The 22057-nt window shown below is 67.5% G+C and carries 17 protein-coding genes and 2 pseudogenes; 14 read left to right on the top strand and 5 right to left on the bottom strand.

Translation table 11 applies throughout. From position 1 onward, the window contains the following. Nucleotides 1–20 precede the first annotated feature (20 nt). The 4 genes and pseudogenes from JZ791_RS45630 to JZ791_RS37540 all read left to right on the top strand — a co-directional run. Nucleotides 21–131: pseudogene (locus JZ791_RS45630) on the top strand (hypothetical protein); the annotation flags it as partial. 99 nt (nucleotides 132–230) lie between these two features. Continuing rightward, nucleotides 231–1007: a crotonase/enoyl-CoA hydratase family protein gene (locus tag JZ791_RS37550; protein ID WP_254206996.1), complete on the top strand. Its 777-nt coding sequence runs from the start codon at nucleotides 231–233 to the stop codon at nucleotides 1005–1007. 313 nt (nucleotides 1008–1320) lie between these two features. Continuing rightward, complete coding sequence (locus JZ791_RS37545) at nucleotides 1321–2088, top strand: class I SAM-dependent methyltransferase (RefSeq protein WP_216901674.1); 768 nt, start codon at nucleotides 1321–1323, stop codon at nucleotides 2086–2088. Nucleotides 2089–2476: 388 nt separating this feature from the next. Next, the gene (locus JZ791_RS37540) at nucleotides 2477–3313 is read left to right on the top strand and encodes a patatin-like phospholipase family protein (RefSeq protein ID WP_216901672.1); all 837 of its coding nucleotides are present in this window, start codon (nucleotides 2477–2479) and stop codon (nucleotides 3311–3313) included. Between the two features lie 270 nt (nucleotides 3314–3583). On the opposite strand, the gene JZ791_RS37535 is transcribed toward JZ791_RS37540, so the two are convergent. Beyond that, complete coding sequence (locus JZ791_RS37535) at nucleotides 3584–5575, bottom strand: APC family permease (RefSeq protein WP_216901670.1); 1992 nt, start codon at nucleotides 5573–5575, stop codon at nucleotides 3584–3586. Between the two features lie 469 nt (nucleotides 5576–6044). On the opposite strand from JZ791_RS37535, the gene JZ791_RS37530 reads away from it, so the two are divergent. From JZ791_RS37530 to JZ791_RS37500, 7 genes and pseudogenes are all read left to right on the top strand, one after another. Then, nucleotides 6045–7322 carry an MFS transporter gene (locus tag JZ791_RS37530; RefSeq protein ID WP_216901678.1) on the top strand — a complete coding sequence of 426 codons (1278 nt, stop codon included), beginning with the start codon at nucleotides 6045–6047 and terminating at the stop codon, nucleotides 7320–7322. Nucleotides 7323–7831: 509 nt separating this feature from the next. Next, nucleotides 7832–8695, top strand: a pseudogene (locus tag JZ791_RS37525) (oxygenase MpaB family protein); the annotation flags it as partial. Nucleotides 8696–8725: 30 nt separating this feature from the next. Then, nucleotides 8726–10057, top strand: coding sequence for a cytochrome P450 (locus JZ791_RS37520; protein WP_216901676.1), 1332 nt, complete (start codon nucleotides 8726–8728; stop codon nucleotides 10055–10057). Nucleotides 10058–10085: 28 nt separating this feature from the next. Beyond that, nucleotides 10086–10670, top strand: a complete 585-nt coding sequence (locus JZ791_RS37515) for a TetR/AcrR family transcriptional regulator (RefSeq protein WP_216901668.1) — start codon at nucleotides 10086–10088, stop codon at nucleotides 10668–10670. Nucleotides 10671–10712: 42 nt separating this feature from the next. Beyond that, entirely contained in the window at nucleotides 10713–12287 is a 1575-nt protein-coding gene (locus JZ791_RS37510; RefSeq protein WP_216901666.1) for a succinic semialdehyde dehydrogenase, read from the top strand. Between the two features lie 443 nt (nucleotides 12288–12730). Beyond that, nucleotides 12731–14344, top strand: coding sequence for an AMP-binding protein (locus tag JZ791_RS37505; RefSeq protein WP_216901664.1), 1614 nt, complete (start codon nucleotides 12731–12733; stop codon nucleotides 14342–14344). Then, on the top strand, nucleotides 14341–15168 hold the full coding sequence (locus tag JZ791_RS37500) for an SDR family oxidoreductase (RefSeq protein ID WP_216901662.1): 828 nt from the start codon (nucleotides 14341–14343) through the stop codon (nucleotides 15166–15168). Before JZ791_RS37505 ends, JZ791_RS37500 begins: the two co-directional genes overlap by 4 nt. A 216-nt stretch (nucleotides 15169–15384) precedes the next feature. On the opposite strand, the gene JZ791_RS37495 is transcribed toward JZ791_RS37500, so the two are convergent. Continuing rightward, nucleotides 15385–16218 carry an alpha/beta fold hydrolase gene (locus tag JZ791_RS37495; protein WP_216901660.1) on the bottom strand — a complete coding sequence of 278 codons (834 nt, stop codon included), beginning with the start codon at nucleotides 16216–16218 and terminating at the stop codon, nucleotides 15385–15387. Nucleotides 16219–16317: 99 nt separating this feature from the next. On the opposite strand from JZ791_RS37495, the gene JZ791_RS37490 reads away from it, so the two are divergent. Continuing rightward, entirely contained in the window at nucleotides 16318–16680 is a 363-nt protein-coding gene (locus JZ791_RS37490) for a winged helix-turn-helix transcriptional regulator (RefSeq protein WP_216901658.1), read from the top strand. 12 nt (nucleotides 16681–16692) lie between these two features. Here the strand turns inward: JZ791_RS37490 and JZ791_RS37485 are convergent, their stop codons facing one another. Then, a complete protein-coding gene (locus tag JZ791_RS37485; protein WP_216901656.1) occupies nucleotides 16693–17589 on the bottom strand; it encodes an alpha/beta hydrolase in 897 nt (298 codons plus the stop codon). Nucleotides 17590–17634: 45 nt separating this feature from the next. On the opposite strand from JZ791_RS37485, the gene JZ791_RS37480 reads away from it, so the two are divergent. Then, nucleotides 17635–18111 carry a MarR family winged helix-turn-helix transcriptional regulator gene (locus tag JZ791_RS37480; RefSeq protein WP_216901654.1) on the top strand — a complete coding sequence of 159 codons (477 nt, stop codon included), beginning with the start codon at nucleotides 17635–17637 and terminating at the stop codon, nucleotides 18109–18111. 662 nt (nucleotides 18112–18773) lie between these two features. On the opposite strand, the gene JZ791_RS37475 is transcribed toward JZ791_RS37480, so the two are convergent. Continuing rightward, nucleotides 18774–19808, bottom strand: a complete 1035-nt coding sequence (locus tag JZ791_RS37475; RefSeq protein WP_216901652.1) for a TIGR03617 family F420-dependent LLM class oxidoreductase — start codon at nucleotides 19806–19808, stop codon at nucleotides 18774–18776. Between the two features lie 914 nt (nucleotides 19809–20722). On the opposite strand from JZ791_RS37475, the gene JZ791_RS37470 reads away from it, so the two are divergent. Next, nucleotides 20723–20917 carry a hypothetical protein gene (locus tag JZ791_RS37470; protein WP_216901650.1) on the top strand — a complete coding sequence of 65 codons (195 nt, stop codon included), beginning with the start codon at nucleotides 20723–20725 and terminating at the stop codon, nucleotides 20915–20917. A 106-nt stretch (nucleotides 20918–21023) separates the two neighbouring features. On the opposite strand, the gene JZ791_RS37465 is transcribed toward JZ791_RS37470, so the two are convergent. Continuing rightward, nucleotides 21024–21590 carry a dihydrofolate reductase family protein gene (locus JZ791_RS37465; RefSeq protein ID WP_216901648.1) on the bottom strand — a complete coding sequence of 189 codons (567 nt, stop codon included), beginning with the start codon at nucleotides 21588–21590 and terminating at the stop codon, nucleotides 21024–21026. Nucleotides 21591–22057: the final 467 nt, after the last annotated feature.

Here is a 22057-nt window from a genome sequence, read left to right as displayed (position 1 = left end):
CCGACTATTCCGGACCCGCGGTGGTCGAGGCCTACACCGTGCCCTACGGCCGGGACGGCGAGCCGGAGGCCGCGATCGTAAGCCTCATCGCCCCCGATGGCGCCCGAATCCTGCTGCGCGGCAGCGATTCCGAGCTGATCACCCAACTGGCCGGCGAACAGGACCTGCTGGGTCTGCCGGTCACGGTGTCCGACGGCCGGATCACCGTCACCGCCGGTGAGCGCACCGCGCTGGCCGCCCCGCCTCCGCCGCCGGTGCTGGTGGAACGCCGTGGCCGGATCACCGTCATCACGCTGAACCGTCCCGCCGTGCGCAACGCGGTGAACCTGGCCACCGCCCAGGGCATCGAACGAGCCCTGGATGCCTTCGAGGCCGATCCGGACGCGCAGGTGGCGATCATCACCGGTGCGGGCGGATACTTCAGCGCCGGAATGGATCTCAAGGCCGCAGCGCTCGGTGAGGTGCCGATGACTCCCGGTCGCGGCGCCCTGGGCATCGCCGCGAAACCGCCGTCGAAACCGCTCATCGCGGCGGTGGAGGGTCCGGCTCTGGCGGGTGGCTGCGAGCTGGCGCTGGCCGCGGATCTGGTTGTCGCGGCCGAGGATTCGACGTTCGGCATCCCGGAGGTCAAACGCGGACTGGTCGCCGTCGGCGGCGGTGTGCTGCGCCTGGCCCGCCGCCTGCCCCGCGCGATCGCCATGGAACTGGCCCTGACCGGCGACCCGATCACCGCCGCCCGCGCTGCGGACCTCGGCCTGGTCAACCACCTGGCCGCCCCCGGCCATGCCCTCGAGGCCGCCTTGGCCCTGGCGGAGCGCATCGCGGTGAACGCCCCCCTGAGCATTCAGGCCAGCAAACGCATCATCGACCAAACCCCCGACTGGTCCACCGCCGAGGAGTTCACCCGCCAAACCGACCTGGCCACCCCCGCCCTGACCTCCCAGGACGCCGCCGAAGGCATCCTGGCCTTCACCCAGAAACGCGACCCTGTCTGGCAGGGCCGCTGAACTGTGACCACGCCGACGACGTCGAGGTTGCGGCCCGCCGGGCGCGGTACGGCGAGCGCGTCGGGCAGTGTCGAGGGCGGCGGCAGGTGGTGGACTTGGCTGGGGTGAGCCCACGAGCAGGGCGTCGGGCGCGTGGCCCTGCGCATCGGGCCGGGGGCTTGGGCGCGTCGGGGAGCTACCGGAGCCGGAAACGTTGCGCCGCTTCATGGAGGGCCGGGCACCGCGAGTGACAGGCGTCGTCGTTGGGGAAGCGGATCGCCGTACACAGCCGGCATGAAGGTTTCCCTAAGTTCGGGGTATTACGGTGTGGTCCATGACGGCAGATCAAGATCGGGCGACATCGTTCGGGAGCATCGCGCAGGATTACGACCGGCTGCGGCCGGGGCCGCCCGCGCAGGCGGTCGAGTGGCTGATCCCGGCGGGGTGCGGGACGGCGCTGGATCTGGCCGCCGGGACGGGGCTGTTCACGCGGGCGCTGGCCGAGCGGGTGCCCGAGGTGATCGCGGTCGAACCGGATGACCGCATGCGGGCGGTGCTCGCGGAGCGTTCCCCCGGAGTGCGGGCCCTGGCGGGTCGCGCGGAACAGATCCCGCTGCCCGACGCGAGTGTGGACGCGGTGTTCGTCTCTGCGGCATGGCACTGGTTCGACCACAAGGTCGCGATCGCCGAGATCGCCCGCGTGCTGCGCGACGGCGGCCGCCTGGGCGTGGTGTGGACCAGCCGTGACCGCACCGTCGACTGGGTGTTCGAACTCGACGCCGCCCGCATCCGTGCCTCGGACTCCGAGACCGACGAGGACCTGCGCCGCCGCATGGAACAGCGATGGCACTTCACCACCCCCGAAGGCAGCCCGTTCGGCGAGACCGAGGGCGCCCGGTTCCCGTTCACACTCACCATGACCCCCGACGAGGTCGTCGCCTGGCTGGGCACCTACAGCCAGGTCATCGTCGCGGACCCCGCCGACCGTGACGCCCGCCTGTCCCATATCCGCACCGTCCTGGACGAACACGCGAATGGCTCACCCACCGTGGAGATCCCCCTGACCTCGCAGTGCTGGCGCATCAACCGCCTGCCCCGCTGAGCGAGCATTCGGACGTTCTGGACACGTGAGTGAGCGAGCCGATCAGGCTCGGCGGCGCACTCGCCGTGACCTCTTTGATCTGCATCGAGCGAGCTGGTCTCAACAGGGGGTGTCTCATCGCCCACCAGCGGTCCGTGCGCTGTTCAGGCCGTCGCCTCCAGGGGGTGTGCAGCAGTAGGGCAACGCCGTAGGGCTCGATCGATGTTCAAGTCGCGGGCCGGGTATCGGCCCGCGCGGCCTGGTCGACGCTCGCCGGGGGCCGGTGTTGTCTCGAGGTGCGTTGGTCTCCGGGACGATGCGGGCGCCGGGGGCGAATGACGATCGAGCGCAACGGGTCCTGGCTAGGGGATTCAGGGCGCGGCGACGCCGGACTGGTTATCGTGGGGACATGGTTGATGCATCCAAGGAAATCCGGACCGCGCTCGTGCTGGGGGGAGGTGGCCCGGTCGGGATCTCCTGGATGACGGGCCTGGTCATCGGGCTGCGGGAGGCGGGGATCGACCTGGGGTTGGCCGAACGGATCGTAGGCACGTCGGCCGGTGCCGTGGTCGGGGCGGTATTGGCCTCGGGTGGTGATCCGGCGCGGCTGGCGGATCCGACCGCGGTGGACGTGCCGGCGTTCGAGGTGGATCTGAATCTGGTGAACAAGATATTCACCGTGCTCGCCCGGCGTGATCAAGACCGCAAGTCCCTGATCCGGCAGGTGGGCGAGTTGGCCCAATCCGCCGACACCGGAGATCCGGCCGTGCACGTGAAGCGGATGGAGTCGCTGACCGGCCTGACCGACTGGCCGGACCGGGATCTGCGGCTGACCGCGGTCGACATCGGCACCGGCGAGTTCCAGGTGTGGACCCGGGAGGGCGCCGCCACCCTGCCCGAGGCGCTCGCGTCGAGCACCTGTGTGCCGGGCGTGTTCCCGCCCATCCCGATCCAGGGGCACACCTACGTCGACGGCGGCCTGCGCTCGGGCATCAACGCCGACCAAGCCGCAGGCGCCGAACTGGTGGTCATCCTGGAACCCCTGGCCCATATGTTCCCCCGCACCCCCTCCGACGCCAATCTGGGCGGCGCCACCGAGGTCTCGGTCGTCCCCGACCAGGCCGCGATCGCCGCCTTCGGCCTGGACGTCTTCAGCCCCGCAGCCCTGGCCCCCGCATACGAGGCAGGCGTACGCCAGGCCACCGACACCGCCCAACGGCTCAGGGACCTCTGGCCCGCCGACTGACCCGGTTCGACCAGATCAGCGGGGTGCGGTGGACCGGCCGAAGCGCAGGACCGCGTCCGCGCCACCCGCACGCGCCGGCCGTGTGCCTCTCCGCGCAGGTTGCCGAGCACCTGGAGACCCAGCCGACTCGCTGATCCCGGCCTATCGCTGCATTTTGTGGCCTCGATCGACCGGTATCGGACGAATGGAGCCACAGAATGCAGCGATAGGCCGGGCTGGGGTAGCGCGATCATCTGAACGCGCTTCGGTGGGGCACCAGGCGGTGGATGCTCAGCTGTCCACGTGCACGTGGGGGCGCTGGCCCGGGTCGGGGACCGCGCGGCGCAGGATCTCGCGGGTCACGGGGGCGACCTCGCCTTCGCCGACGAACAGGAACTTGAGCAGGTTCATCAGCGGATTGCCTTCGGTCCATTCGAAGTAGACGTGGGGGTTCAGGCCGGTGCGGTCGCGGATGGCCAGCAGGATGGCGGCGATCGAGTTGGGGACGGCCGTCGCCTCGACGGACAGGATCTTGTAGCAGTCCAGTTCGACCGCGCGCACGTTCAGGTCGGTGGAGAACTCCGAGGCGTCGCGCACGATCACCTCGAGGAACAGGATCGCCTCGGTGTTCGGGATGTGGCTCTCGAGCCGCTGCACGGCCTCTTTCTCCCGGTACTCGGCCGGATCCCGGTCCTTGACCTCGTCCAGGTCGTGGGTGACGATGCGCACCGCGCCGGTGGAGGCGGTCTTGTCGATCAGCCAGCCGGCCTTGTCGTCGAAGGTGACCTCGATCGCGCGCAGCTCGAACGCGCGGCGCACCCGCGAGAAGAACGACACCACGATGATCGCCAGGATGAACAGCGACGCCAGTTGCACACCCTCGGGCCGTTCGAAGATGTTCGCGATCGTGGTGTATACGAACACCGCGGACACCAGCCCGAACCCGATCACCTTGCGGCCCTCGCGCTTACGCGCCGCGGACAGTGTCACCGCGACCGCCGCCGAGGTGATCAGCACCAGCACACCGGTGGCGTACGCGCCGCCCTGCGCGTCGACGTCGGCCTTGAAGTACCAGGTGATCCCGAACGCGATCACCGCGAACACCAGGACCAGCGGCCGGGTGGTGCGTGCCCATTCGGGCGCCATGCCGAACCGCGGCAGGTAGCGCGGTACGAGGTTGAGCAGCCCCGCCATCGCCGAGGCTCCGGCGAACCACAGGATCGCGATGGTGGAGATGTCGTAGACGGTGCCGAATCCGTTGCCCAGGTACTGATGCGCCAGATAGGCCAGTGCGCGCCCGTTGGCCTTGCCGCCGGTCCGGAATTCCGGTTCGGGGATCAGGACCACGGTGATGAAGCTGGTGACGATCAGGAAGCAGCTCATGATCAGCGCCGCGGTGGTCAACAGCTTGCGGGCGCCGATGATCCGGGTGCGGGGGTTGTCCTCCGGTTCGCCGGGGGTGCTCTTGATCTGCGGCATCACCGCCACGCCGGTCTCGAATCCGGACAGCCCGAGCGCGAGCTTGGGGAACACCAGCAGCGAGACACCGATCATGGCGAAGATGTTCCCGTGCTGGGCGGTCATCGCATGGGTCCAGTCGACCACGAGCCCGGAGGCGGTGAACACATGCCACAGCCCGACGGCCGCGACCACGACGTTCAACGCCAGATAGACCCCGACCAGCCCCACCGCGATGCTGATGGCCTCGGCGAAGCCTTTGAGGAAGATCGCCGCCAGCAGCGCCAGCAGCGCGAGGGTGATGAGCATCGTGTGGCTGGCCAGCGCGTGCGGTACCAGCGGGTTCTCCACGATGTGCGCGGCGCCGTCGGCCGCGGACAGGGTCATGGTGATGACGAAGTCGGTCGCGGCGAAGCCCAGCAGCACGAGGATGAAGATCTTGCCGGTCCAGCGCGGCAGAACCGCGGAGAACATGGCCAGCGATCCGCCGCCGTGCGGACTCTCGCGTGCCACCCGCCGGTACACCGGTAGCGCGCCCAGCAGCGTGAGCACGACCAGCACCAGTGTGGCCATGGGGGACAGCACACCTGCGGCAACCGCCGCGATGCCGGGTTGGTAACCGAGCGTGGAGAAGTAGTCGACACCGGTCAGGCACATCACCTGCCACCAGGAGCGCTGATGCGCCTCCTCGGTCTGTTTGACCCACGGCCCGGGATGCCGGGAGTATTCGTCCTCGTTCGCGCTCTGGAGCAGCCAGGCGCGCAGCCCGGTTCGCGATCGTTCGGCGGTGGCGGTCAACGTCGTCGTCCCCTCGAGAACAGGCATCTGGCAGTGCATCCGGCAAACCGGATGTTCGTCATCGTCGGGGTCAATCTACGCGGTCGCACCCACAATCCTTTAATGAGCACTCGAGGGGCACGTCATCGGTAGTCGAGGCACTCCGAACGATACTCTGAACCCTCACGCGTGATAGCCGGCCCGCATGCCTGGCAGTCGCTAGCGGAGATTGCGAAATTCGGCAAGTGTGACAGGGGTCACAAAATAGGGTATCGACACTGGTAGTGCGGTGTGTGCCAGCGCTTTTGCGAAGGTTGCCGTTGTTTGCTCGATTCGAGAACCGGGTAAACGTGTAATTCGTTGCCATTTTGTTATTTAGATGGCCCTGTCCGTCGAAGACAGTCGACCAGCGACACAACGGTGTGTCCGACGACACCTGGGGAAGGGAGCTCGCGTGACAACCCGCGACTCACACATCTCACCTGCACTGCAACGCCGATCCGTGGCCGCCGCGGCGATGGGCAACGCGACCGAGTGGTTCGACTACGGTGTCTACGCCGCGACCGCCACCTACCTCACCCACGCGTTCTTCCCTGGCCTGGGCACCGCGTTCACGATGCTCGGCTTCGCCGTGTCGTTCCTGCTACGCCCGGTCGGCGGCCTGGTCTGGGGCCCGCTGGGCGACCGCATCGGACGCAAAGCGGTGCTGGCCACCACCATTCTGCTGATGGCCGGCGCGACCGCGTGCATCGGCATCCTGCCCACCCACGCCCAGGTCGGCATCCTGGCCCCGATCCTGCTGTTCGTCCTGCGCATCGTGCAGGGCTTCTCCACCGGCGGCGAGTACGGCGGGGCCGCGACCTTCATGGCCGAGAGCGTCGATGACCGCCGCCGCGGCTTCCTGGGCAGCTTCCTGGAGTTCGGCACGCTGACAGGCGTCGTCGGCGGCACCGCGCTGGTGCTGCTGCTGCAGGTGATCCTGGGCGACAGTGCCATGCAGTCGTGGGGCTGGCGCATTCCCTTCCTGGTCGCGCTGCCACTGGGCCTGATCGGCTGGTATCTGCGCAGCCGGCTCGACGAGTCCCCGGTCTTCACCGAGGTCGCCGAGCGGACGGATCAGCAGCACGGCGGCTTGTGGGCCCTCAAGGCGCTGGTCCTGAAGTACCCGCGCGAGCTGCTCACCCTTGCCGGACTGGTCATCGCGCTCAACATCGTGGACTACACACTGCTGTCCTACCAGCCCACATACCTGGAAAGCACCATTCACATCAGCGACTCCACCACCACGGCGATGGTGCTCGTGGGCCAGCTGGTGATGATGGTCTTCCTGCCATTGTCGGGGGCGCTGTCCGACCGGGTGGGCCGGCGCCCGATGTGGCTGGTATCCCTGGTCGGGCTCGGGGTGCTGGCGGTACCCATGTACTGGCTGATGGGCCAGGGAATCGGTTGGGCCATCGTCGGTTTCATCGTACTGGGCCTGCTGTTCGTCCCCCAGCTGTCCACCATCTCGGCCACCTTCCCGGCGATCTTCCCCACCCAGGTGCGGTACGCCGGATTCGCGCTGTCCTACAACCTGTCGACCGCGATCTTCGGCGGTACCGCACCCTATATCGACCAGGCGGTGATCGACGCGACCGGATGGAAGCTGTTCCCCGCGTTCTTCATGGTCGCCGGCTGTGTGGTCGGTCTGGTGTCGTGGTTCTTCCTGCGTGAGACCGTCGGTGCCTCGCTGCGCGGGACCGGGGTGCCCCACACCGACGAAATCCCCATCCAGCCCACCCAGCCCGTGGTCTGAGCCGGGTTCTTCACCGCGCGCGGTGCGCGGATCCGCCTTCCCGGTGGTTCCGCGCACCGCGCGCGGTCGTTCAGGGCGCGGGCCCTCGCCGACCGCGCCGGGCAGGCTGAGCGCACCGGTCGGATCGACTTCACCGGGCCCGTCGGCCTGCTGCTCCCGCATCTCGCGGCGACCAACGGCTACCGTCGAATGCGGTGTGCGCGTGCCGGATTCGGCACTTCTGCGATAGACCTCGGCCGTCTCTTGTCACTGTGACGAAATAGAACCCGGATCGGATGCGTCCGGATTCTGCGAATATGTCTCTGGTGGTGGCGCCCGCTGGAGCACTGCGGCAATTCGGGCGCAATAGCCGCCGAGTCCTCTTGTGCGGTGCGCGGTCGGCCGACTACTCTCTGAAACAGAGATACAAATATGTGTCACTGCTCCACAGGGAGGTGATTGCGTTGACGACCGTCGACGAGACATTCGATCCGGATCGGTTCGACGCCGGTATTCGTGAAGCGGTGGCGATGCCGGTTGCGGACGAGGTCGCGGAGGCGACACCGGCACTGGGCGCGGATTCGCTGGTGTGGAAGTTCTACGGCGACGTGCGCGGGCTGCTCGGATTCCAGCGCGTGGCGGGCACCGAGAACTGCATCGAGCAGCTGGGCAAGGGCGTCGAGGACCACTCGGTGATCTTCTCGGACACCATCGGCCGGGCCCGGCGCAGCGGCCCGCCGATCATGAAGACCATCTACTCCGACGACCCGCACGGGTGGGGCCGCACGGTGCGGGATTTCCACAAGCCGATCAAGGGCACGATCAGCGACGGATCGCGGTATCACGCACTGAATCCCGAGCTGTTCTACTGGGCGCACGCCACCTTCGTCGACCAGGTCATCTACGTCACCGACACGTTCATCCGGCGGTTGTCGTACGAGGAGAAGGCGCAGATCTTCGCCGAGAGCAAGGTCTGGTACCGGCTCTACGGGGTCAGCGAGCGCAACCAGCCGCAGACCTATGAGGAATTCCTGGAGTACTGGGACGGCATGCTGGAGCGGTTCGTGCCCACCAGGACCATCCGCTACGGCACCGGCTATCTGCGCCAAGGCATCCCGCGCCCGAAGCGGGTGCCGCGCCCGGTATGGGCGGTGCTGTCGGCGCCGCTGAACGCGATCGCGCGCACGGTGGTCGTGGGCACCCTGCCCGCGCAGATGCGCGAGGTGTGCGAGCTGGACTGGGACGAGCGCAGAGAACGGCGCTTCCAGCGTTTCGCCGCGACCATGCGGGCACTGAACCCGCTGTTCAACAAGCTACCGATCCGCCGACTGTACCTACCGTGGGCCGCCCAGGGATGGGAACGTGAGGGTGTGGACCCTCGCCCCCTGCACAACCATCCGCCGGCAACGCCGCGCCGCCGTGCGATGCTGGCGCCGCCACCGCCGGGCAGCGGCCTGAAACCGATCTACGGCAGCGGCACTCCGTGGCTGATCGAAGTGCTGCGATACACCCGCAATCCACTGGCGACGATCACCCGGCATCGCAAGCAGTTCGGCGACATCACCTACTTGAACTCGTTCGGCAGACAGATCGTGACGCCACTGACCCCGGACGGCGCGGGGGAGGTCGCGATCAACCGCACCAAATCCCTGGCGGCCGAACCGGCGTGGGGTTTCATGATCGGCCCGTTCTTCCACCGCGGCATCCTGCTGATGGACTTCGAGGAACACCGTCACCACCGCCTCATCCTGCAACAGGCGTTCAACCGCACCCATCTCGAGGGCTACCTGCGCGAGATGCAGCCGATGATCCGCGAGCGCGTGGCGGCGCTGCCGACCGGCGACGGCGTGCGGATGCTCAGCGAGTTCAAGAAGATCACCCTCGATGTCGCGCTCGAGATCTTCCTGGGGCTGAAACTCCCACGCGCCGAGGCGGATCGGATCAACAAGGCGTTCATCGACTGCGTCGACGCCGGACTGTCCCTGGTGCGGCGCGATGTGCCGGGCGGGCGATGGTCGCGGGGCCTGGCGGGCCGGAAAGTGCTGGAAGAGTTCATGTACCGGCATCTGCCCGCCAAACGCGCGCAGCGCACACCCGACCTGTTCTCGGTACTGTGCCACGTCGAATCCGACGAGGGCCACACGTTCACCGACGCCGACGTGGTCAACCACATGATCTTCGTGCTGATGGCCGCGCACGACACCTCGACCATCGCCACGACCACGATGGCGTACTACATGGCCCGGCATCCGCAGTGGCAGGACACCGCCCGCGAGCAGTCCCGCGCCCTGCCCGCGGAGATCGAGTACGAGACCCTGGGCGATTTCACCGTGCTCGAGGCGATCATGAAGGAATCGCTCCGGCTCAACGCCCCGGTGCCGGGACTGCTGCGGGAAGCGTTGCAGGACACCGAGATCGGCGGATACTTCGTGCCCAAGGGCGCGTTGGTCTCGGCGACGGCCATGGTCAACCACTACAACCCGGCCCTGTGGAACGACCCGGAAACCTTCGACCCCGGGCGATTCTCGCCCGATCGCGCCGAGGACAGGTCGCACAAGTACGCCTGGATGCCCTTCGGCGGCGGGGCGCACAAGTGCATCGGTTTGTTCTTCGCGCAGCTGGAAATCAAGACCATCATGCACAACCTGCTGCTGACGCACGAATGGTCGGTGCCCGCCGACTACCGGTGGAAGCTGGACTACACCACCCTGCCGGTCCCGAAGGATCGGCTGCCGGTGCGGCTGCGGAGACTGTGAGATGGCCGCACCGATAGGCTCGGCGACCATGACCACACGCTCCAGCGCCGAGCCCGCCACCGCGCCCGAGCAGCGCATGCTCGACGCCGCGCGCACGGAATTCGAGCAGTACGGCATCCGGCGCACCAACATGGACGATATCGCGCGCCGCGCGGGAGTCAGCCGCAGCACGCTGTATCGCCGGTTCCCCACCAAGGACGCCCTGTTCGAACACCTCGTGCTGGCCGAAACCCGTTCGCTGTTCGGACATCTCGACAGTGTCGCGGCGGGCAAGGATCCGCAGACCGCGGTGATCGAATGCTTCACCCGGGGATTCCAGATCCTGTCCACCATCCCGCTGGTGCGCCGCATCGTGGACAGCGAACCGGAACTGCTGTTCGGGCTCAACAACAGCACCAACGGGCTGCCGATCCGCCGCGCCAGCGATATGGTGGCCGGATCCCTGCGACGCAGCGGGGTGACCATGTCCGAGGAGGATCTGCAGGCGGTGTCGGAGATCCTGATCCGGCTCACCCAGTCGCTGCTGCTGAATCCGGACGGCCAACTGGACACCTCCGACCCGGCCGCCGTGCGCCGGTACGCGGAACGCTATCTCGCACGGCTCATCTGGTAGCCCCCAGCCCGTCAGGTTCCCGCCGACCGGAAGCAGATTCCCATGCACACAGTGACGTCGTCGTCACCGCCCACCGGACTCGACGCCACCCTCGTGGACGAGTTGCGCAGCCTCCTGCCACCGTCCGCCGACACGCGACATGCCCTCGCGCCGTTCACCGGCACGCCCCTTCCGTCCATCCCGCAGGCCCATCCGGAGACCGTCGCCGCGACCGCGGCGCTGGCACGCTCGGCCGCGCCGCAATGGGCGCGGCGTCCGGTCGCCGACCGTGCCCGCATCATGCTGCGTTTCGGCCGGCTGCTCGCCGAGCACTCGGCCGACCTGTGCACCCTCATGCAGTGGGAGACCGGTAAGGCCCGCGTCCACGCCGCGATCGAGGTGCACGGCGTGGTGTCGGTGGCGCTGCACTACGGCCGTCACGGTGCGCGATACCTGCGCCACCGGCAGGCCCCCGGCTCGATTCCCCGGGTGGTCCGCGCGCATATCGACTACCGGCCCAAGGGCGTGGTCGGTGTGATCGCGCCGTGGAACTATCCGCTGTTCCTGGCCGTGGGTGATGTCATTCCGGCGCTGATCGCCGGGAACAGCGTTGTCAGCAAGGCGGATTCGCAAGCGCCGCTGACATTGCTGCTGGCTTTGAAGCTGGCCCGTCAGGCGGGACTGCCGCCGGAAGTGTGGCAGGTCGTCGCCGGACCGGGCGCCGCGCTCGGGCCCGCGCTGATCGACTCGGTGGACTATCTGTGCTTCACCGGATCGACCGCGACCGGCCGCGATATCGCGCGACGGTGCGCCGAGCGGCTCATCGGCTGCTCGCTGGAGCTGGGCGGCAAGAATCCGATGATCGTGCGCGCCGACGCCGCCGTGGACGCCGCGGCCGTCGGCGCGGTGCAGGCGTGTTTCTCCAACGCCGGGCAGATGTGCATCGGCATCGAGCGGATCTATGTGCACGACAGCGCCTACGAACGGTTCGTCCGGGCATTCGTCGAACGCACGCGGGCGCTGCGGGTGGCCGCGGACTACTCCTTCGACACCGATATGGGCTCGCTGACCTCAGCGCGCCAGCTCGACGTCACCACCAGGCACGTCCAGGACGCACGCCGGAAGGGCGCGAAAGTGCTGTGCGGCGGCCTGGCCCGCCCGGATCTGGGACCGCTGTTCTACGAGCCCACCATCCTGACCAACGTGACACCCGGCATGCTGGTCCACTCCGAGGAAACCTTCGGGCCGGTCGTATCGATCTATCCGGTGCCCGACGACGCCACCGCGATCGCCGAGGCGAACACCGGCCGCTACGGCCTGAGCGCCAGCGTGTGGACCCGCGACCTGGCCGAGGGGCGGTCGGTGGCCGCGCAGATCATCGCCGGCGCGGTGAACATCAACGACGGATACCTTTCGGCGATCGCCTCGTTGGACGCGCCCATGGGCGGCATGCGCGACAGCGGGCTGGGGCGTCGCCACGGTCCCGAGGGGATCCTGCGCTACACCGAACCGCAGACGGTCACCACACAGCGCATCCCGACCCCCTACCCGGACCGGCATCGCTGGCTGCTCGTGCGTGCCCTCAGCAGCTTCGCGCGGCTGACAGCGTCCTTCGCACAACGGTTCCCGAGAAGGTAAGCCCATGAGTGAGTGTCGAAGCTCGACGCGGTCATATCGGGGTCGACTGCCGGTCGAGGTAGAGACGTGACCGCGCACGGCAGCACAGCCGCTATCGGGTTTTTGCTGGGCAGAAATACCAGCGAGGCGGACACATCGGTAAGCGCAGCGAATGAACAGAAGACACAACCGCTTTCGCAGTCGTGCGGGAGCCGGGTGTCAGCGAGGTGGAGACGTGAGCCAGCGAATGGATGGCGCGTTCGTGTGGGGACCGGGTACCTGCGAGGTGGAAGCGTGAGCGCCCGAACGCACAATGCCGCCGCCGTACACCAGCGCGTCGAGATTCTCCCGGGCGCCGACCTCGGCGCGGGTGTGCCGCAGCCGAGTGCAGGCATGAGCCGGCGGACAGAAGATGCCGCTGCTGTCGCGGTCGTGTCGGGGCCGAGTGCTAGTGAGGCACGGGCATGAGCGAGCGAAGATTCGCCGGCAGGATCATCGACGAGACCGCGGCGATGGCCGAATTATGGCGTGCGGGCATGCTGCCGCGCTCGCGTGGTGCGCTGCGCGGCCTGGGTGCGGTGTCGCGGCTCGGCCAGCTCGGCGGGCTGCCCGCGTATTGCGCGGCCGCCCATCCCGACCGGCCCGTGATCATCGACGACCGCGGCACCCTGACCGGCCGTGAGTTCGCGCGGCGGGCACACCGCCTGGCCAACGCACTGCGCGCCCGCTTCGGTGACAGGCCGCCGACGGTGGGGATCCTGTGCCGCAACCACGCCGACGCCGTGGTCACCCTCTGCGCCGCCAGCGCCATCGGGGCCCGGGTCGTGCTGCTGAACTCCGACTTCGGGCCACGCCAGGTCGCCGAGGTCGGCGCCCGGGAGAATCTCGACGCGCTGGTGTACGACGCCGACTTCGCCACCGCCGCAGCCAGCTTCGAGGGCGCACGCTGGTGCGCCTGGGATCACGAGACGGCATCCGGCGAGAGCCTGGCCGCGGTGATCGACAGTGGCTCCGAGGAGCTGCCGCCCGCGCCGCCGCGGCCCTCCTCGGTGGTGATCCTGACCAGCGGCAGCAGCGGCGTCCCGAAGGGCGCACCACGCAACCACGCCCGCACGATGCTGCTGCCCGCCGGTCTGCTGTCCCGAATCCCCTTGCGTCCCAACGAGAACGTCCTGGTCTCCGCGCCGGTATTCCACGGCTGGGGCCTGCTGGTCGCGGTGCTGACCCTCACCCAGGGATCCACCCTGGTCCTGCACCGCCGGTTCGACGCCGCCCGGGCACTGACCGACCTGCAACGCCACCGCTGTGCGGTCTTCATCGCCGTACCCACCATGCTGCGCCGCATCCTGGCCCTCGGCGACCAACTCGCCACCGCGGACCTGTCGGACCTGCGGATCGTGGCCAGCGGCGGCGCCCGCCTGGACGACGCACTGGTCGCCGACGTGCTCGCCGCGTTCGGTCCGGTACTGCACAACCTGTACGGCTCGACCGAAGCCTCCTACATCAGCATCGCCACCCCCGCGGACCTGCGCCTGGCCCCCGACTGCGCCGGAACACCCCCGCGCGGCAACACCATCCGCATCACCGACGACACCGGCCGGGACCTGCCTGCCGACGTGGAGGGCCGCATCCTGGCACGCACCTCGGGCCAGATCCGTGCCTACACCGACGGACGCACCGGCTCGGACGCCGACGGATACTTCGACACCGGAGACCGCGGCCGCCTCGACGCGGCAGGCCGGTTGTACGTGATGGGCCGCTCGGACAACATGATCGTCTCGGGTGGGGAGAACGTCTACCCCGAAGAGGTCGAACTGGCCCTGCTCGCGCACCCCGGCATCACCGACGCCGTCGTCACCCCGGTCGCCGATACCGAATTCGGGCAGCGCCTGCGCGCCTACATCGTCATCAGCACGCCCGAGAGCCTCGGCGTGGAACAGATCCGCACACACATCGCGGCACACCTGCCGCGCTCACGCATGCCCCGCGACATCATCCCCGTGCCCGAACTGCCGCGCGGGGCGTCCGGAAAAGTACTGCGGCGCACCCTGGAAGAACTGGAAAGGACACACTCGTGAAGGGCATCGAACTGACCGGCCGGGTCGCCGTGGTCACCGGCGCGGCGCGGGGGATCGGCCGGGCGACCGCGCGGGCGCTGCGCGACGCGGGCGCCACGGTCGCCATCGGCGACATCGACAAGGACGAACTCGGCGCCACCGCAGGCGAACTCGGCGTCTTCGGCGCCTATCTGGACGTCACCGACCCCGGACGGGTCGACGCGTTCGTCGCCGAGGTGATCGCGCGCCACGGGAACATCGACATCTGGATCAACAACGCCGGAATCATGCCGGTCGGGCCCGTACTCGAGCAGACCGACACCGTCATCCGCCGGGCCGTCGAGATCAACGTGCTCGGGGTGATCAACGGATCACGCGCCGCCGCACGGCATATGAGCGCGCACGGCGGCGGGCGGATCGTGAACATCTCCTCGGTCGCCGGACGGATCCCCGCCCCCGGCATGGCGGTCTACGCGGGCACCAAATTCGCCGTCGTCGGATTCGGTGAGGCGCTCGACGCGGAGATGGAACCGGCCGGGGTCCACGTGTCCACGGTGTTCCCGTCGTTCACGAACACCGGCCTGATCCAGGGGATCACGCCCGGCCCGTTCATGGCCCCCTCGGCTCCCGAGGATATCGCCGCGGCCGTGGTGAAGGTGCTGCGCCGCGGCCGCCGCCACATCGTGGTGCCGGGACGACTGGGGATCGGCAGCGCGCTGTGGATGCTGTACCCCCGATCGGTGGCTGCCCTCATGCGCCGTGCGGTGCGGCTCGACGAGGTGTTCCTGCGTCCGGATCCCACGCGCCGGGCTTACGACGACCGAATCGACGCACCCCCGAACTGACGGATCAGGCAGAGCGGCGCGGACTGCATCTGGGCGACCGGTGTGGTGCCGGGCGGACCGGTGCCAGTTACGACCTGCTTCCGCGATGGCGGTTCCGGAATACCGTGGTCCGAGCGCGGCGATCGGTAATGAAACGTGCGCAGGTTGGTGTGGCGCGAGCCCACTGAGTGGCGCCATCGCGTCGGACAGCCATACGGTCGGGTCGATGTGGACGATCTACTGTTTCAGAAAACCCTCCAGCAGCGGCAGCAGTGCGGGCAAGCCATCGACGGGAATGATGTGGCCGCAGTGGGGGAGCACGTGGTCTGTCAGATCGTCTGCGCAGGAACGGAGTTGACGCGCGAGCGCATCGCCGACCGGGTGCGCGCCGAGGGCGAGTGCCGGCATTCGCAGTCGTGTCACGGCGACGGACTCCTGGATCTGGTGCGCGCTCTCGGGCATGGCGCGGTAGTGAGCGAACGCCGCACGAAGCGCGTCTGTACTGGAGTAGGCCGCGGCAAATGCCGTGCGCAGATCCGCGGGCACGCCCCTGCCACGCGTCCCCGCGGTGAGGAACCAGTCGACGTAGGCGGATTCATGGCCGGCCAGCACGGACTCGGCCAAACCGGGGACGGCGTGGAAACCGAACCACCACGGCGGTCCGTCGCGCAGAAAGTCCTCGGCACCGGGTAACCGCCCGAGTACCGCCTCCATCAGGACCAGCCGCCGGACCCGTTCCGGATACCGCATCGCCATCAGGAACGCCGGCGCGGCACCGAGATCGATACCCACGACCGCGGCGTCGCGCTCCCCGAGAACGTCCAGCAGCGCAACCGCGTCGGCTGCCAGATTCTCGGCGTCGTAGCCGCCTGCGGGGCGTTCGCTGGCACCGAGTCCGCGCAGATCGGGCGCGATCAGCCTGTATGACGGTGCCAGGGCGTTCATCACCCCCTGCCACAGTTGCCAGGTGTGGGGGAAGCCGTGCAGCAGGAGTACGGCCGGGCCCGTGCCGGTGACCGCGACGTTGATCCGGATGCCGTTCACCGAGACGTGCTGCAGTGTGAGGGACATGGGCGACTCTTCTGTAGTTACCAATAGTGACTACATGAGGATAGGAAACCATATAGGATCGGCCAAGACGGCACTTTCGACTCAGGTGGTGAGGTTCAGGTGACTACCCGGCGCGGCGATCTGTTCGATCCGGCCTGCCCAACCCGGCGGCTGCTGGACCGCATCGGCACCAAATGGGTGTCCATGGTGGTCAAACTGCTCGCCGAGGCCGACCCCGAGGAGATCCGGTTCGCCGAACTGCAACGTCGCATGCCGGGTGTATCGCAGAAGATGCTCTCGACCACTCTGCGACAGCTGACCCGCGACGGCCTGGTCGGCCGCCGAGTCGAACCCACCGTCCCGCCCAAGGTCTACTACAGCCTCACCGATCTCGGCCTGTCCCTGGAGGTTCCCCTGTCGGCACTGCGCGCCTGGGCCGAGGAACACATGGCACTCATCGGCGAATCCGCCACTTCTCCATAGACATTCACCCGGTCAGCCGCGAACTCGCTGGCGCAGGAACAGCGCGGCCCGATCGAGCGCCTCACCGGCCTCGTCGAGTACGTGCGTGAACGACTGGAAGACGTGTGGCACGTTCGCGGTGATGTCGAGAATAGCGTCGACCTCCGCATCCGAGGCGCGCAGCGCGAGACGGCGAGCGTCGTCCAGGAGCATCTCGTTCGTGCCGACCTGCACCAGCATCGGCGGCAGACCGGTGAGGTCGGCGGTCACCGCCGGGCTGAGCAGCGGGTCACGGCGGTCCGCGCCGACCACGTAGAAGCCGCTCATCCGGTCCAGGCTCGCCCGCTCGAGCAGAGGATCCGCCTCCGCCTTGCCGGTCATGCTCGCACCGGTGCGCGTCGCGTCCAGGCCGGGGGAGAAGGCGAGGATCGCCGCAGGCATGGGCAGCCCGGCATCGCGCGCCGCTAGCGCGCCGGTAATCGTGAGCCCGCCGCCGGCGGAGTCACCGGCGAAGGCGATGGACTCAGGGGCATGCCCCTGCTCGAGGAGTTCCCGGTAGGCCGCGACCACATCCTGAACGTCCGCCGGGAACGGATGCTCCGGTGCCAGCCGGTAGTCCAGCGAGATGGCGGGAATCCCGGTCCTGACCACCAGACCTCCGGTGAGCCCCAGCGCCGTGCGGGGCGAGCCGACCACATGCGACCCGCCGTGGAAATACAGCAGGGTTCCCGAGCATGCCGCGGCGACCGGCGTGACACGCAGCGCGGGACGGCCCCCCAGCGAAGTCTCCTGTACGCGAATGTCTTCCGGCACCGGCATCGGTTCCATCAGCTTGACGAAGTTCTCCCGGATCTCGCCGACGGACTGCTCCGACCCGACACCGGCGCCCCGCAGCTGCGCGTCGAGGCGTTCACGCTGAAGTCTGGACATCGAGGTTCCTTCCCTTCCTGAGTTCCTGCCACTACAGTACATGCCATGGCAGATACTTCTAGGGAATATCCAGTCGACCTGGACGTGCTGTTCACCGACCTCGTCCGCGTGGAGACGCGCCTCTACAACGCCGTCGCCGAACGAGTGAAAGCCGAAACCGGCATCGGCGCCGGACGCTTCGAGATGCTGCGCTACGTGCGCGACCACCCGGACGTGCGCGTAGCGGATCTCGCCGCCGGCTTCGCGATCGGCGTCGGAGCAACCAGCAAGATCGTCGACCGCCTGGAGAAACTGGAGTGGATCGAGCGCCGCCCGAACCCAGCGAATCGCCGCTCCTCCCTCCTCGCGCTCACCCCCGCCGGCGAGTCGATCGTGTCCCGGACCGAGCCCGCCTGGCACGCCGCACTCCAGGACATCCTCGGCACAGCCGTCACCCCCGATCAGCTGGCAACCCTTGCACTGACCCTGAATGCCCTGCGCTCGACCCTCGAACATCGCAACCTGGGCATGCCGACGGGCTGAGCCGCCCGGGACGGCATGCGAACCCGCCCCGGCCCCCGAATGCCTCGATCAGCCGACCGTGCGGCCACTCGTCGGCTCGCCCGGCCTCCGGCTGCATTTTCCGCCCCGAAACTCTGGTTCCCGACGATCCCGCCCAAAGAATGCAGCCGGAGGCTGGTTCTCCCACACCGACCCGGCACCGCGCCCACCACCTGCCCGACATCAGCGCACAGCCACCACACCGAACCGCACTCCGCAGACCAACTCCACACCCGGCCTATCGCTGCATTTTTCTGCCTCGAAACTCTGGTTTCCGAGGATTCCGTCCGAAGAATGCAGCCGGAGGCCGGGTCTCCCATACCCCGCGACCCGCCAGGCATCAGTGCACGGCCACCACACCGAACCGCGCTCCGCGAGCCGACCCCACGCCACCACGCGACGACCCGGCCTATCGCTGCATTCTCCGGCTCCAAAAGTCCGGTTCCGGAGAAATTCACACGGAAAATGCAGCGGGAGGCCGGTTCTCGCGAAGCGCGAATGACACCTCGGCCGGCTGGCGGTGAGATCACACGAGCATGGGCCACGCTGCGCGAAGTGACGAACGTGTTCGGGCGGGTGGCAATCGCACGGACCAGCCGGAGATCGCTCCGGATCCGGTGGATCTGCTGACCGCTGATCGGCCTTCAGACTCGCCCATCGAGGGGCGGGGCCGAATGCAGAGCCGCAATGAGATCGGCCAGGTCGGCGCGATCGGGCGTGTACCCCGGAAAGTAACAGCACACCTCGGAGGCATAGTCGCCATAGCGTTTCCGGATCTGATCGGCACATTCCGACGGAGTACCGACAACTCCGAAGGTACGCACCATCGGCTCGGTGATCAGCGCGCGCATCTCCGCGTATTTACCGGCCTTCGACAGCTCGTTGAGACGAAGCTGCAGATCACCCCACCCCTCCACCTCGAGCGCCACCCGGTACGCCGGCGTCGACCCGTAGAACGAGATCAGGGACGTGACACGCTCGATGGCATTCGCCAGATCCGCCTCGGTACGCCCGATGGCCACCATGATCTGCGCGATGATGGGAAATCCATTCAGCTCACGTCCGGAACGGCGCAGCCCCTCGGTGATCGCCGGCACCGTGCGCTCGTGAAAATGCCGTGTGCTGTTGAACGGCATCACGAGTAAACCATCGGCGACCTCGGCCGCCGTGCGCGTCATCACCGGACCGAGTGCTCCCATGAATACTGGTGGCGGCCCGAACGGGTTGGGGCCCGGATCGAAGTTGGGCGGCATGAGCCTGTGCGTGTAGAACTCACCGCGAAAGTCCAAGGGCTGCTGCTTCTCCCACGCCGCGAAGATGGCCTTGATCGCTGCCACCGACTCGGCCAGCCGCGCGGCGGGTTTACCCCACTGGCTGTTGCCGTATCGCTTCTCGATGTGGACGCGGATCTGGGAACCGAGTCCGAGGCGAAACCGTCCACCGCTATATACCTGTAGGTCATGGGCCGCGTGTGCCAGATGCAGGGGACTGCGTGGTCCGGCGATGGCGACGTTGGTCATCAGCTCGAGCCGGGTCTCACCGGCGGCCAGGAGCAAAGGAAAGAAGACGTCGTGCTGCCCCTCGAACGAGAATGCGCCGTCTGCCCCCGATGCGACAATCTCACGTGCGCTGTCCAGGACTGCGGCCGGCGCACTGTCAACCTGTAGATGTACCTTCACCGAGCCTTATCCCTCCGGGGCTTCGCACATACCGCCGCATCTACGGTATCGCTCGCGGGACAGTATTCGATTCGAGTGCTGTTCCACCGCGCCGACGATCGGAGTCGGCGACGTTGTCGATAGCCGTTCGCCGGTAGGGTAGCGCGTATGAGCGAGGCGTACGACTGAACCTGGCTGCGCACCGTGCCTGAGATCGATGGCCGCGTCAAGTCAATCGAGGCGTTCCGGCTGAATAGGAAAGAAATACGTCGCAGATGTGGACCGAGTCGGGGTTACTCCCCCTCGCCTAATAAACGTCACTGTGACGAATTGCGGTGCTACGGGATGTCGGGGGAGCGGGTTCCGAAACGAAGAGGTTGGCAGGAAAAATCAGCTGTTCTTGACCCAGGCACCTAATGCGAGACATCTTCGCAGCATTTCAGCAATTAATGCACTTATGCCATAAAATGAGAGATCGTAATTTTTCGGCGAGTAATCCGAATAGGTAGAAATTCTATTAAATGAACGAGAACTAATTCAGCGAAGTTATCCTCGCATCGAGGAAGTCGCGCAGCGTACGAGCGAGCGGTTCCTTCGGGGGCGAAGCCTCTCCGGTGCCGTCCGGCGCGCAATGCAGTTGCGCACCAGACCGTTTCAGCCCACCTCATCAACTTCGTTGCTACGCCGATAATCAACATTATGTAAAGTCGAAGGGCTGTGGGTCTCGCCGCCCAACTGCCGGCGGCCCCTAACATGTTGCGCTGCTTAAAGTTCCAAAGAGGAGACACACGACACTCGGGAAGAAGGGCTCACGCCGCATCGTCGTCGATGGCCAGGTCTACCGATGGCGTCTGCGACCACGACCCACATACAGCCAGGGCCTCACGCAATCCCCTTGCACCTACGGCGTCGAACACGCCGAGCACCCCGGCGCAATGTTGGTGGTCAAAACAAACCACGCCCATCCCAGCAACTGGATGAACGCATCGGCGGTGCCGGTCCTGCCAGCCGACGTCGCCGAAAGCATCCATATCGCGTTGACGCAGGGCTGGACACCATCCACCCCCGGATCACCTTTCATCCTGGATCGCTCCGAAAACTTCACTCCGTCCCACCCGCAGCAGCCGTAGCCACACCAAATACCACCCAGCACCAACTTAGCCAGGAACACGACCATCACGATCTACGGCTGGAGTACTAGAACTGCTTATCAGCTACGGTGTGCCGGGGCCGGCGTCAGGCTCGGGGAATGTCGCGTCCGGTCGGCCGGTACTCGATGAGCAGGATGCGACCGTCGAGTACGCGGTGGTCGACCAGTTCGAGGTCGCCGCTGGACATTCCCGCGAACGCCGCGTCGCGGCCCGCGTTCCCCGCGAGCAGCGGGAAGGTCATCAGCCGGAGCCGGTCGACCAGGCCCGCGTCGGCGAGTTGCCGTGCGATGGAAAGGCTTCCGATCGTGCGGAGCGGAAGGTCGCTGTCGGCCTTGAGTTTGGCGACCTCGGTGGCCAGGTCACCACTGGAGATATGGGTCTTGGGCCAACTGGTCTCGCGCAGGGTCGTGGAGAACACGATCGTGTCCGTGCGGGACATGCGCTCCCAGCCCTCGTCGCGGAATTGCTCCGAGAGCCCGGCCAGGGCCTGGTAGGTGCGGCGGCCCATGATCGCGATCTGCGGCTCGCTGCCCGCCTCGGTGATCCATTGCTCCAGATCCGGCCCCAGGTAGCCGAAGTATCCCGGTAGGCCATCACCCCCGGCCCAGCCGTCGACCGAGAGGAAAATGTCCACCGTCAAGGTGCTTGCCACGTGTGCTCCTTCTGTTCGCCGTGTACGGGTGCCTCTTGCGGACCCAGTGAGAGGCCATTCCCCCGGTGCAGACGATCCGGCGCGACAAAACTCATCGGTCGAGTCGCCAGAACCACTACTGCCCCAATGTCCCGCGCTCCAGCGTCTGCGCCAGGTGTGCGGGGTCTCGTGCAGTGGGGGGAAGCCCGCCCGCGGCGGTCATTTCGCCGCGTGGGAGCAGCCCCATTTGTTCGCTGACGAGCTACGCTCCACGCTGCGGGTGGATGATCCCGGCGGCAGTGAGGTAACCGGCTGTCCCGGATGCTCCGTCAGGGCCTCTCCCCCGCACCGACCGATTCCGCCGATCTGTTGTGTGCGCGGCCACGGACTTCAATTTGCCCGGGTGCCGAGTCGTCTACGCTGCTGCATGACCGAAGTGTCGGGGCGGGCCTCGATCGGACAGGCTGCTGGGCGAGGCCCGGTGGTGG

Origin of the sequence: Nocardia alni (assembly GCF_019038435.1) — a bacterium.
Classification (GTDB): Bacteria; Actinomycetota; Actinomycetes; order Mycobacteriales; family Mycobacteriaceae; genus Nocardia; species Nocardia alni.
The sequence above is the reverse complement of the archived record's forward strand: the minus strand, read 5'-3'. Positions and strand labels throughout refer to the sequence as shown.